The 9,728-nt window shown below is 71.5% G+C and carries 20 protein-coding genes; 1 reads left to right on the forward strand and 19 read right to left on the reverse strand.

The features are described from left to right. Positions 1-2 precede the first annotated feature (2 nt). From KBX43_RS31980 to KBX43_RS27700, 18 genes are all read right to left on the reverse strand, one after another. The gene (locus KBX43_RS31980; RefSeq protein ID WP_210888038.1) at positions 3-821 is read right to left on the reverse strand and encodes a hypothetical protein; all 819 of its coding nucleotides are present in this window, start codon (positions 819-821) and stop codon (positions 3-5) included. Position 822: 1 nt separating this feature from the next. Further along, complete coding sequence (locus KBX43_RS27620) at positions 823-1,653, reverse strand: PD-(D/E)XK nuclease-like domain-containing protein (protein ID WP_210888040.1); 831 nt, start codon at positions 1,651-1,653, stop codon at positions 823-825. Further along, a complete protein-coding gene (locus KBX43_RS27625) occupies positions 1,650-1,868 on the reverse strand; it encodes a hypothetical protein (protein ID WP_210888043.1) in 219 nt (72 codons plus the stop codon). Before KBX43_RS27625 ends, KBX43_RS27620 begins: the two co-directional genes overlap by 4 nt. Before the next feature lie 12 nt (positions 1,869-1,880). Further along, positions 1,881-3,005: a DNA polymerase III subunit beta gene (dnaN, locus tag KBX43_RS27630; protein ID WP_210888046.1), complete on the reverse strand. Its 1,125-nt coding sequence runs from the start codon at positions 3,003-3,005 to the stop codon at positions 1,881-1,883. Continuing rightward, positions 3,002-3,259, reverse strand: coding sequence for a WhiB family transcriptional regulator (locus KBX43_RS27635; RefSeq protein WP_307851609.1), 258 nt, complete (start codon positions 3,257-3,259; stop codon positions 3,002-3,004). Before KBX43_RS27635 ends, dnaN begins: the two co-directional genes overlap by 4 nt. Beyond that, positions 3,256-3,750 (reverse strand): hypothetical protein, encoded by a 495-nt coding sequence (locus KBX43_RS27640; protein WP_210888049.1) that lies wholly within the window; start codon positions 3,748-3,750, stop codon positions 3,256-3,258. The genes KBX43_RS27635 and KBX43_RS27640 overlap by 4 nt, the downstream gene beginning before the upstream one ends. Further along, entirely contained in the window at positions 3,747-3,989 is a 243-nt protein-coding gene (locus tag KBX43_RS27645; RefSeq protein ID WP_210888052.1) for a hypothetical protein, read from the reverse strand. Before KBX43_RS27645 ends, KBX43_RS27640 begins: the two co-directional genes overlap by 4 nt. Further along, positions 3,989-5,017: a hypothetical protein gene (locus KBX43_RS27650; RefSeq protein ID WP_210888054.1), complete on the reverse strand. Its 1,029-nt coding sequence runs from the start codon at positions 5,015-5,017 to the stop codon at positions 3,989-3,991. Before KBX43_RS27650 ends, KBX43_RS27645 begins: the two co-directional genes overlap by 1 nt. Before the next feature lie 2 nt (positions 5,018-5,019). After that, a complete protein-coding gene (locus KBX43_RS27655) occupies positions 5,020-5,250 on the reverse strand; it encodes a hypothetical protein (protein ID WP_210888057.1) in 231 nt (76 codons plus the stop codon). Further along, a complete protein-coding gene (locus KBX43_RS27660; protein WP_210888060.1) occupies positions 5,247-5,552 on the reverse strand; it encodes a hypothetical protein in 306 nt (101 codons plus the stop codon). Before KBX43_RS27660 ends, KBX43_RS27655 begins: the two co-directional genes overlap by 4 nt. Continuing rightward, the gene (locus KBX43_RS27665; RefSeq protein ID WP_210888063.1) at positions 5,552-5,734 is read right to left on the reverse strand and encodes a hypothetical protein; all 183 of its coding nucleotides are present in this window, start codon (positions 5,732-5,734) and stop codon (positions 5,552-5,554) included. The genes KBX43_RS27660 and KBX43_RS27665 overlap by 1 nt, the downstream gene beginning before the upstream one ends. Then, entirely contained in the window at positions 5,731-5,985 is a 255-nt protein-coding gene (locus KBX43_RS27670) for a hypothetical protein (protein WP_210888066.1), read from the reverse strand. Before KBX43_RS27670 ends, KBX43_RS27665 begins: the two co-directional genes overlap by 4 nt. Next, positions 5,982-6,290: a hypothetical protein gene (locus KBX43_RS27675; RefSeq protein ID WP_210888069.1), complete on the reverse strand. Its 309-nt coding sequence runs from the start codon at positions 6,288-6,290 to the stop codon at positions 5,982-5,984. Before KBX43_RS27675 ends, KBX43_RS27670 begins: the two co-directional genes overlap by 4 nt. Then, positions 6,287-6,565: a hypothetical protein gene (locus KBX43_RS27680; RefSeq protein ID WP_210888072.1), complete on the reverse strand. Its 279-nt coding sequence runs from the start codon at positions 6,563-6,565 to the stop codon at positions 6,287-6,289. Before KBX43_RS27680 ends, KBX43_RS27675 begins: the two co-directional genes overlap by 4 nt. Continuing rightward, positions 6,562-6,801 (reverse strand): hypothetical protein, encoded by a 240-nt coding sequence (locus tag KBX43_RS27685; protein WP_210888077.1) that lies wholly within the window; start codon positions 6,799-6,801, stop codon positions 6,562-6,564. Before KBX43_RS27685 ends, KBX43_RS27680 begins: the two co-directional genes overlap by 4 nt. Further along, positions 6,798-7,094: a hypothetical protein gene (locus KBX43_RS27690; RefSeq protein ID WP_210888080.1), complete on the reverse strand. Its 297-nt coding sequence runs from the start codon at positions 7,092-7,094 to the stop codon at positions 6,798-6,800. The genes KBX43_RS27685 and KBX43_RS27690 overlap by 4 nt, the downstream gene beginning before the upstream one ends. Before the next feature lie 95 nt (positions 7,095-7,189). Beyond that, a complete protein-coding gene (locus KBX43_RS27695) occupies positions 7,190-7,465 on the reverse strand; it encodes a hypothetical protein (protein WP_210888083.1) in 276 nt (91 codons plus the stop codon). Beyond that, complete coding sequence (locus KBX43_RS27700) at positions 7,462-7,662, reverse strand: helix-turn-helix domain-containing protein (RefSeq protein ID WP_210888086.1); 201 nt, start codon at positions 7,660-7,662, stop codon at positions 7,462-7,464. Before KBX43_RS27700 ends, KBX43_RS27695 begins: the two co-directional genes overlap by 4 nt. Positions 7,663-7,831: 169 nt before the next feature. Between KBX43_RS27700 and KBX43_RS27705 the strand changes: the two genes are divergently transcribed. Next, positions 7,832-8,218, forward strand: coding sequence for a helix-turn-helix transcriptional regulator (locus KBX43_RS27705; RefSeq protein ID WP_210888089.1), 387 nt, complete (start codon positions 7,832-7,834; stop codon positions 8,216-8,218). Here the strand turns inward: KBX43_RS27705 and KBX43_RS27710 are convergent. Beyond that, positions 8,215-9,507: a site-specific integrase gene (locus KBX43_RS27710; protein ID WP_210888091.1), complete on the reverse strand. Its 1,293-nt coding sequence runs from the start codon at positions 9,505-9,507 to the stop codon at positions 8,215-8,217. The genes KBX43_RS27705 and KBX43_RS27710 overlap by 4 nt on opposite strands. Positions 9,508-9,728 lie beyond the last annotated feature (221 nt).

Consider the following 9,728-nt stretch of genomic DNA (forward strand, 5'->3'; position numbering starts at 1 on the left):
GCTCAGGCCGCCTCGGCGAGCTGCGCGGACCGGGCCGACCAGGCGTCGAGGATCTCCTTGTCGCGCATGCCGCGCTCCTGGCACGCCTGCTTGATCTCGTCCAGCTCGGTCTGCGTCCGGGCGTTGTTGATGTCGGAGACGACCTCGGCGACGGTCGGCGGGTAGTAGTCCTCGCGGTCGGCCGGCGCCGGCGTGGCGGGCTGCTCGATGAAGTCGGCGGCGGTGACGAGCCTCGGGGCGGGCCGGGCCTCGATGGTGGGGCCCTGGTCGCGGATCTCCTCGGCGGTGTAGGGCATGCCCATGATGGCGTCGGAGGCGATCCACCGGCACACCTCGGCGGTGGCGCGGGCGACGAGCATCGCGGCGGGCTGCTGCTTCCACTGGGCCTTGCCGGTGAGGCCCATCTGCTGGGCGCGGTCGATGGTCCAGGTGGAGGTCTGCCATTCGGTGTCGCCCTTGCGGCGGCCGGACACGACGGCTTCGGCGGCGGTGGACTTGTCGATGCGGACCTCGTGGCCGAGGCCCTGGGTGATGGCGCGGAGGGTGATGGCCTTCGGGGCGGGGGTGCCCTGGATGTTGTCGAACGCCCGCAGGGATGCGATCGGCGACAGGCCGACCTCGGCGCCGGCGAGGATCGCGGCGGCGGCCTCGGCGGGCTTCCCGCGGTACGCCTGGGGGGCGACGGCGGTGTTGCAGATGCCTTCGGCGAGGCTGTGGGCGGCGTGGGCGGCCTGGGCCCACTGGACGAGCTGGGCGGTGGCGGGTTCGGTGCCGGTGGGGACGGCGAGGTGCTGGTCGGCGCGGACGGCGACGTCGGTCATGTCAGAACTCCAGGGCTCGGAGGGCGTACGGGGGCAGCGAGATGGTGGTGATGTCGGAGGCGTAGCCCGGCCACTCGCCGGTGCGCTGGCACTGCGCGAACAGGTCGATGGCCCGGTTGTTGAGGTGCCGGCCCGCGGCGAGCGCGTCGGCGTCGACCTGCACGACGTGGATCAGGTGCGGCGGTGCCGTCTCGACGAACACGAACAGGAACGGCAGGTCGCCGAGGCCGAGCGCGCGGGCGGCCTCGCGGTAGTAGTCGGCCTGGGCGTGATAGCCGTAGCGGGTGATCGCCTTGCGGATGTGCTCCTCGTCGGCGGACTCGCAGGACTTGAGGTCGACGATGGCGTCGGGGCGGAGCAGGTCGGTGCGTGCGCGGCGCCAGATGCCGGTGCGGTCGTCGGTCCAGAACAGCGACTGCTCGACTTCGCCCTTGCCGAGCAGCGCCCCGGCGAGCGGGTGCTGCCGGACGGCGGCGGACATGGCGTCGACCTGCTCGGCCTGCCGGGTGAGCAGCGGCACCTTGCCGGCGGCGTACGCGGCGGCGCGGGCTGCCTTGGCGTCCTTGGTGAGCCAGTTCTTGGCGTCGACCACGACGATGTCGGCGCCGGCGCCGAGGGCCTTGGTGTGGAACGCCTTGCCGAGGTCGAACTCCTCGCGGGAGGGCGGGGGGTTGCGGCGCTCGTAGTCGAACCGGGCGGGGCAGGTCTCCAGTAGCCGGCGGGCGCCGCTGCTGGAGAGACTGCCGCCGGGTACGGGGTCGGCATGGTAGACGTCCTCGGGCATGTTCGGGTACAGCCCGGGTTCGGTGACGATGACCTCGGTGGTGGTCATGCGGCGGCCCGCCCGACGTGCGCGGCCGGGTCGACCTCCCACGCGGTGGCCAGCACCAGCCGGCGCTGCCCGTCGCGGTACTCGAAGTGCGCCTCCGTGGCCTCCGCCAGGGTCTTCGCCGCGAAGTCGGCGTCGATCTCCTCGTACGGCTCCAGCAGTTCTCGGACGGTGCGCTCGGCGTGAACGGCGGCCATCGGGTCGACGGTGTTCGGCATGTCAGGTTCCTTTCAGGCGGACAAGTTGCGGATCGGGACGACGGTGTGCTGGTAGGTCAGCTGCGGGTCGTCGGGCGAGGTGACGTTGATCGGGCGGTGCGGGTGGCTGATGGACAGCTCGGCGCGCTTCGAGGCGAGACCGTGCAGCGCGTCGGCCAGGTAGATCGGGTTGACGCGGACGGTGATCGGGTCGCCGAAGTAGGCGCAGTCGATGTGCTCGCCGGTCTCGGCGGCGATCTCCTGGCCCTTGGCGGTGACGGTCAGGCCGTCGCCGGTGATGTGGAGGACGACGGCGGCCTTCTTGTCGGCGCGGACCAGGTCGGCGCGCTTGAGGGCGGCGGACAGGTCGGCGGCCCACATGGTCACCGGCTGCTCGCCGCGCCCACCGAAGGCGGTGCGCATCTGGACGGGGAACGGGTCGGCCATCAGCCGGCTGGTGACGGTGCGCCCGCCGGCGGTGATGGAGAACAGGTGGTTGTCGCAGCCGACGGTGGCCTGCCCGGCGCCGTGGAGCGTCTTCGCGGTGTCGATGAGGACGGCCGCGGGGACGAGCGCGGTGACCTCGCTGTCGACCTTGCCGGTCCAGTCGGTGTGGCCGCGGGCGGCCCGGTACCGGTCGGTGCCGAGGGCTTCGACGGTGTCGGCGGTGAAGGCGAGGTGGATGCCGCGTAGCGCCTGGATGCTGCTGGCGCCGGTGGTGTCGGCGGCGAGGCCGACGCGGGTGATGAGGTCGGCGAACCGGTCGGCGTCGATTTCGCCGACGGTCGGCGGGGTGGCGGGCAGCGTCGGGTAGTCCTCGACGGTCATCAGCGGCAGGGTGAGTTTGAGGCTGCCGCAGGTGATGCGTGCCGTGGTGTCGACGGTGACGGTGACGGGCTTGTCGGGGAATGTCTTGGCGAGTTCGGCGAGGAGCCGGCCGGAGACGAGCGCTTGGCCGTTGCCGCTGCCGTCGGTGTTGAGGGTGGTGGTGGCGCTGGTGTCGTAGTCGAACGCGGCCAGGGTGGTGATGCCGTCGTGCTGGCTGATGAGTAGTCCGGCGATGACGGGGATGTGGGGTCGGGTGGGGAGGTGTTTGGCGGTCCAGGCGACGGCGGCGGTGAAGGTCTTGGCGTCGGTGGTGAAGGTGAAGGCGTTCATGCCGCCACCGCCTCTCGGCGCTGCATGTCGCGGCGGTCCTTTTCGGTGGTGCCGCCCCATACGCCGTGCTGCTCGCGCTTGTCGAGGGCCCACTGGAGGCAGCGGTCGCGGACGGGGCAGCGGCGGCAGATGGCTTTGGCGTAGGTGGCGTTTTCGCCGCGCTCGGGGAAGAACAGGTCGGCGGGGTATTGGCGGCAGAGGGCGTCTTCGTGCCAGGTGGGGACGGTGCCGAGGTTGGGCAGCCGGGCGGTCACGACGGGGCTCCCTTCGCGGCGCGCTTGATCTTTTTGGCGTGGAACATCGCCTTGTCGGCGGCAGCGGCCAGGTCTCCGGCGTCGGCGAGCATCGCGATGTCGGTGAACGCCGCGATGAGGTCGCCGAGGATGACGTACGGGGGCAGCGGGTCTGGGCCGATGAGGGCTTTCACCTCGTTGATCTGCCGCTCGACGATCTGGATGACGTGCAGCCGGCTGGCGGTGCGGGTGTCCGCCTCGGCCTTGGCTTCGGTGTAGGTGGCGGTGGGTTGTTCGCCGGGCTTCGGCTTGAGGCGCGCGAGGTGGGCGCGGTCCTTGCCGATGTGGAAGTTGATGTCGTTGCGGATGCCTTGGAGGGCGCGGAGCCACATGATCGGGTTGGCGTGGAGCCACGCGATCTCAGCGGGGGCGCTGGCGTTGCGGAGGCTGCGGTCGACGTAGCGGCGGGCGGTGACGAGGGGGCTTTCGGTGATGAAGGCGGTCGCGGTCACCGGGTCACCTCGCTGTTGACGGTGTTCACGTACGGGGTGCGGCCCTTCATGTCGAGGCGGGCGTAGTGGCGGATCGCCTCGCGCTCTCGGGCGGTGAGCGGGTTCATGTAGGGGGCGTGGGGGCGGACCATTTCGGTGGTGTGGCGTCCGGCTTGGCCGCGGAGGAGCCAGGCGAGGGTGAGGCAGATGGCGGCGGGGAGGATGGTGATGGAGGCGATGGGGTAGATGTCGGCGGGCATCAGGCCACCTCCGCCCGGGCCTCGCCCAGCACGCGGCGGATCTCGCCGACCGGGATCTCGTCGCCGTCGTCGAGCGGGTCGCCGTCGCTGCTCATCAGCAGCGCCTTGACGGCGAGGAGTTCGGCGGCGGTGGCGTGCCGGGTCTCGACGAACGGGCAGGGCGCGTTCTCGTCCTCGATCTCGTGGTCGCACTCGCCGTCGAGGCAGAGACCGTCGGCGACCTCGTAGGCGGCGGCGTTGGCGATCTGCTGAAGCTGGTGCACCTGGCCGGCCCAGTGGGTGACGGCCTTGTTGTGGCTGGCGATCTCCTGCTCGGCGCGGTGGAGCCGGTTGGCGAGGTCGGTGGCGCGGTCTTCGGCCTGGTCGGCGCGCTGCTGGGCGGTGACGAGGTCGGGGGTGGCGTTGTGGAGGTGGTTGAGGAGTCGCTGGTTGGCGGCGGTCAGCCCGGCGATCTCGGCGCGGGCGGCGTCCCGGTCGGCGAGGATCTGCTGCGCGTTCCGCAGCGCGTCCTCCCCGTACGTCGCCCGCCACTGCTCCAGCCCGGCCCTGGCCTCGGCCAGCTCGCGGCTCATCTGGGCGGAGCGAGCGCGCTCCTTCTCCAGGTCGATCTGCGTCTTCTCGGCGCACATCTCGACCTCGCTGGCCCGCTCCGCCGCGCGGCGCAGCGCCTCCAGGTCGCGGGCGTACAGCACCTCGCCGTCGACCACGTCGTAGATGCCGTCGCCGGTGGCGGAGATGTACTCCTTCACGCGCTGGGCGGCGTCGACCGGGTCGGGCAGGTCGCGGCTGTCGTCGGCGATGTCGTCGGGCTGGCTCGGCAGGACGTCCACGTGGGTCAGGGCGATGCAGGACGGCTCGCCGCGCAGCCGGACGACGGGGGTGTGTCCGCCGAGCAGCCACGCCTTGCCGTTGGTGAGGTCGTACTTGGGGGCGTCGTCGCGGGTGCCGGTCCAGTAGCGGACCCAGGTGACGCTGCCGTGCTCGGTATTGAAGGTGTCGGCGATGGTCTGCGGGTTGGTGCTGGTCATGGTCAGCTCCTGATCAGGGCGATGAAGAGGGCGGCGGCGAGCAGCCAGCCCGCGACGCCGAGCGGCAGGCCGATGAGCACGCCCCGGTAGGCGTTGCCGTCGGCGGTGGGGCGGGCGCAGTCGCCGGTGTGGTCGGCGAACGGCGGTGCCTGGCAGGTGGGGCAGTTGTAGGCGCCGTGGTTGCGGGGCTTGGGCTGGCGGCGCGGGAAGCGCGGCAGGGGCACGGCGGTCATGCGGCGCCCCTCCGCGCCCGCTGCGACCGGTACCAGCGCTGCTCCCAGCGGTCGTACTGCGACTGCGTCTCCTGCAAGCGGCGGCGCAGCGTCCACGAGTCGATGCCACGCTCGCGGCCGATCCGGTGCGCTTCGGCGACCTCCGCCTCGTGCATCGAGCGGAGGACTACCGGGTCGCCGCTGAGCGCCAGGTCGATGGCGACGTGGTCGAACGGGTAGTCGGCCGGCAGAGGTGTGAAGCACTGCGGGCAGAACTCGGGCAGCTCGGTGAGTGAGTCGATCGGGCGGGTGACGGTGAACATCACGCCACCTGCCCGAGGTCGTCGAGGCAGCACGGCTCGCCGGCCGGGGCGGGGCAGCCGTTCACGCAGGTGCCGCAGGCGGTCTTGTCGTCGGGGCAGCCGGTGGGCGAGTTGGGGCAGCACGGCGGAATGCCGGCGGGCTGCCCGGCCGGGGTGATGTAGACGGTGATCGGGGCGGTCATCGGGCCACCTGCCCGAGGTCGTCGCGGTCGGCTCCCCTGGCGGCCCGGCTGCGGGCGATGGTGGCGTACACGTCGGCGACGACCTCCCGGGACTGGGCGATCAGCTCGTCGACCGTGGGCCGGTGGCAGGGGCCGGGCAGGGTGGGCGGGTTCGGGCCGGGGTACGGCGGCAGTTCGTCGCCGGGCCGGGGTGCGGGGTTCGTCCAGTGGGTGTGGGCGAGGATGTCGGCGAGGTCCAGCGGCCCGGTCATCGGGTCGCCTCCGCCCGGGCGGCGGCGATGAACCGGGCGTCGTCGGCCAGGCGGAGCAGGTACAGCGCGTACTGGCGGAGCTGCTCGTGGGTCACGGCCTTCTGCAAGCCCGCGTTGCGCAGCGGCCAGTCCGAGATGCTCAGCGAGACGGTGAGCGAGGAGTCCTCGGGGTCGATGCCGAAGGAGAGGTTGCAGCCGAAGTCGAGGTTCCAGCGAACGGCGGGGTCGTCCACGCCGTCCGGGTCGGGACCGTCGAACTCGGGCTCGCCGTAGGTGGGGCGCAGGTTGTTGGTGTCGTTGCTCATCGGTTGCTCCCGTTGGTGGCGGTCCAGTAGGTGGACGGGCACATCGACGCAACCAGCGCCAACCGGGCCCGGCGGTCGAACTCGGCGCACGCGATCCGCCGGAACTCGCCGCCCGGCAACGCCTCCAGCCGGTCCACCGCCCGGGCGAGCTGCACGTCCGGCATGGCGGCGACCAGGGCGGTCCACTCGGCGGTGGTGTCGGCGGGGCGGATGGCGGCGCACTCGGCGCGGCACGTGTCGCTGACGCGGACCGGGCGCGTCGTCGGGGCGCTCACCGGGCACCGCCCCGGCAGCCGCTCGCGCACTTCCACTGCGGGTGCTTCAGCGCGAGGGGCGTGCCCACGAACGTGCGCAGCCCGGCGGTGGCCCCGCAGTCGCGGCAGCGCGGCGTCGGGGTGCTCACCACGGACGCCGGGGACTCGTAGGCGAGCCACGGGCGGGAGGTGGAGCAGGTGTTGTCCTTGATGCGGCAGCGGCCGGAGCTGTCCACGGCCCGGTCGGTGGTGTTCACCGGGAGCCCGCCTTCGCCAGCTCGGTCCGGTAGTGACCCGCCAGCAGCTCGAACACCGCCGCCTCGTTGCCGGCGTCCACCGCCGCCGCGACCTGCGCCGCCCACGAGGCGTCCAACTCGGCGACCTCGAACCCGTTCGGGTCGACGACCGTCAGCCGGCCGGTGCGGGAGTGGAAGGTGATCGCGCCGAGGCGGCCCTCGACGTCCCACCGGTAGCCGCCACCGGGCCACGGGCTGCGGGATGTGTACAGCTGCTCGTCGGTTCCGAGAGCGGGGATGTGGTGCTTGTCCATGGGATACTCCCTGTCGGTTCGAACGCCCCTGCGGCTCTTGGTCGGGTAGCGGGGGCGTTTGGCTGTCCGGGGCCCGGGCGGGCGCCGGGGGTAGATCAGGCGGCGGGGCGCCGCTGGCCGGGGATCGGGCCACGGCGGCGGGACTGCCGCTCCTGGGTCTTCTCCAGGTCCCGCTTCCGCCGGCTCGTCGTGTCGCTCGGGACCGTGAACTGCTCGATCAGGTCGGCCAGCTGCCCGTCCGTGAGGTACAGCTCCTTGCCGATCCGGACGTGCGTGAACTGCTTGCGCCGGTCACGCAACCTGCGCGGCGGCATCCCGAGCTGAGCGGCCACGTCCTTGAGGGGGATGAGGTTGGGCAGGGGAGTGGTCATCGCGTCCTCTCTTCCGCGGTGACGGTGTGGTCGTTGATGAAGGCGGCGTAGCTGCTGAGGGGGATGCGAACCGCGCCGTTGGGGCCGGGTGCCTTGATGGCCTTGAGAGCGCCCGAGCTGATGTAGCGGCCGACGCTCCATCGCGAGACGCGTAGGCGTGTGGCCACCTCATCGACGGTCAGGAACTGCTCATCCACGCGACGCCTCCTGTTGCTTCGTCTTGCTGCGTGTTGTGCGATCCCGACGTTAGACGACGAAGCAACACGGCGCAAGATGAAGCAGCAAGTGGGTCCGAAGTTGTGCGTTGGGTTAAGTTGCTGAGATGCCGCTATGTCCGCAACCGCACGTCGTGCTACAACCTGCTACATGGCGGAGCGGGGTCCTGCGTACAACTTCTGGGTCCGGGTCAAGACCGAACAGGCGACCCGGGGGTGGTCAGATTCTGAGCTGAACCGCCGATCAGGTGTTTCTCGGAACACGATCAAAGACCTCGGCACACGCACCCGGGTAGAGGCGGAAACCATCAACGCCCTCGCCGACGCGCTCGACATCCCCCGTACCGACGCACACCGCCTCGCGGGCATCGTCCCCGCAGACGCACACACCTCCGACGAGCGGCGGGTCAGCGTCCGCGAAGCGATCCTCGCCGACCCGAACTACAACGAGCAGCAGCGGCAGACCATGCTCCAGCTCGTCGACATCATCGACCAGGCCAACCGAGCCGGCGGCGGCGAGCAGCGCCGCGCCGGCTAGGACCGCGCCGACCTTCTCGCATCCGCAACCGCGTCCACCGCGGCATCGATCGCGTGCGGCATCAGATCCCCGTAGATCTCCGACGTGGTGGCGAGCTGCTGGTGGCCGAGGAGCCGGGAGATGGCCAGCGGCGTCATGCGCGGGTCCGAGAACAACCAGCTCGCATAGGTGTGCCGCAGGTCGTGCCAGGACGGCGCGACGTGCAACACCCCGGAGCAGTCGCAGTCCGACACCGCGCCGGGCGGCGGCCCGTAGTGGGCGGCGCAGCGGGTGGTGCCGGTGACGACGCGGGCGCCGCACGGCTGCCCGGTCCAGGTGGTGCCGCCGTAGTCCCGGCACCGGCCCCGCGCGCCGGGCAGTGGCGCGCCCTCCCCGTGCGGCGGATGCTCAGGGCACAGCCGGGCGCGGTGAAGCGCCGGCTTCCACACGCGGTCGTACATGCGGTCGTAGTCCAGCGGCCCGCCGTCGTCGCCGCGGAACAGCAGCGTCTCCGGCGGCTGCCCGGCGACCAGGCCGGCGAGCGTCGCGTGGAGGTCGGCGCCGATGGGCAGGACGCGCTTCGCGCGTCCCTTGGTCGTTCCGAGGTAGCGGCGCCCGTTTGCCTCCTTCCACGCCCGCCACACCCGCAGTCGAGGTCCCGACCCGGCAGAGGCCGGCACGAGGTGCTGGGCGGCGAGCGCGGTCACCTCCGACCAGCGGGTGCCCGTCTCCACCACGCAGTCCAGCAGCGGATGCCACCTCGAGGGGAACTGCGCCCGCAGTAGCTCGTACTGGGCCGGGGTGAGGTAGACGGCGCGGTGCCCGCCGGTGTCGTCGTCGTCGGCAACCTGGTCGCGGACGAAGTCGGTGCCGTGGCAGGGGTTCAGCGGGATGTGTCCGTGGCGGACGGCGGCGCCGAGCGCGGTGTGCAGCAGCGAGTAGTAGCGGGTGACGGTCTTCGGGCCCATCGCCTCCCGCAGGTCGTTGAGCCAGCGGCCGACCATGACGGGGGTGATCTGGGTCAGGGGTGTGTCACCGAAGGCGGGGTATATCCTGTCGCGTAATTGCTGCTCGTATCGTTGCCGCGTTCCTGGTGTGATTCGCGTCTTCGACGGCAGCCATTCTTCGCACCATTTCCGCAGCGTTGTCCCTGCGGGGGAATCACTGTCCCCCAGGTCGATGCCCATGTCGGTGTAGACGCGGTCGGCGGTGATGCGCCCGCGGTGGCCTTCGACGATCGCGGCGGCCTCTTCGGCGTAGGCTTGCGCTGGCCAGGTGGTGTACTGCTTGCGGCCGTCGTTGCGCCACACGACGCGCCAGGAGTCACCTCGCCGTTCGATGCTCGCCACGGGGACAGATGATCGTCCCCATGGGGACAGAAGGCAAGGCGCGGCCCGCGTTTCCCGGTCACGCACCGTGCGGATCGCACATGTCGGCCCGAGGTCAGAGGGCGTAAGGGCAGGTCGGGCCAGGGTGGGCCGATCAACTCATAATCCCTCGGTCGCGGGTTCGAACCCCGCCCGCCCCACCA

Source organism: Micromonospora sp. C41, assembly GCF_018070485.1.
GTDB lineage: Bacteria > Actinomycetota > Actinomycetes > Mycobacteriales > Micromonosporaceae > Micromonospora > Micromonospora chalcea.

Excerpts from the sequence above, each read along its gene's own strand:
- KBX43_RS31980 (WP_210888038.1), bottom strand. The coding sequence starts at position 821 with ATGACCGACGTCGCCGTCCGCGCCGACCAGCACCTCGCCGTCCCCACC.
- KBX43_RS27620 (WP_210888040.1), bottom strand. The coding sequence starts at position 1,653 with ATGACCACCACCGAGGTCATCGTCACCGAACCCGGGCTGTACCCGAAC.
- KBX43_RS27625 (WP_210888043.1), bottom strand. The coding sequence starts at position 1,868 with ATGCCGAACACCGTCGACCCGATGGCCGCCGTTCACGCCGAGCGCACC.
- dnaN (WP_210888046.1), bottom strand. The coding sequence starts at position 3,005 with ATGAACGCCTTCACCTTCACCACCGACGCCAAGACCTTCACCGCCGCC.
- KBX43_RS27645 (WP_210888052.1), bottom strand. The coding sequence starts at position 3,989 with ATGCCCGCCGACATCTACCCCATCGCCTCCATCACCATCCTCCCCGCC.
- KBX43_RS27650 (WP_210888054.1), bottom strand. The coding sequence starts at position 5,017 with ATGACCAGCACCAACCCGCAGACCATCGCCGACACCTTCAATACCGAG.
- KBX43_RS27655 (WP_210888057.1), bottom strand. The coding sequence starts at position 5,250 with ATGACCGCCGTGCCCCTGCCGCGCTTCCCGCGCCGCCAGCCCAAGCCC.
- KBX43_RS27660 (WP_210888060.1), bottom strand. The coding sequence starts at position 5,552 with ATGTTCACCGTCACCCGCCCGATCGACTCACTCACCGAGCTGCCCGAG.
- KBX43_RS27665 (WP_210888063.1), bottom strand. The coding sequence starts at position 5,734 with ATGACCGCCCCGATCACCGTCTACATCACCCCGGCCGGGCAGCCCGCC.
- KBX43_RS27670 (WP_210888066.1), bottom strand. The coding sequence starts at position 5,985 with ATGACCGGGCCGCTGGACCTCGCCGACATCCTCGCCCACACCCACTGG.
- KBX43_RS27675 (WP_210888069.1), bottom strand. The coding sequence starts at position 6,290 with ATGAGCAACGACACCAACAACCTGCGCCCCACCTACGGCGAGCCCGAG.
- KBX43_RS27690 (WP_210888080.1), bottom strand. The coding sequence starts at position 7,094 with ATGGACAAGCACCACATCCCCGCTCTCGGAACCGACGAGCAGCTGTAC.
- KBX43_RS27695 (WP_210888083.1), bottom strand. The coding sequence starts at position 7,465 with ATGACCACTCCCCTGCCCAACCTCATCCCCCTCAAGGACGTGGCCGCT.
- KBX43_RS27705 (WP_210888089.1), top strand. The coding sequence starts at position 7,832 with ATGGCGGAGCGGGGTCCTGCGTACAACTTCTGGGTCCGGGTCAAGACC.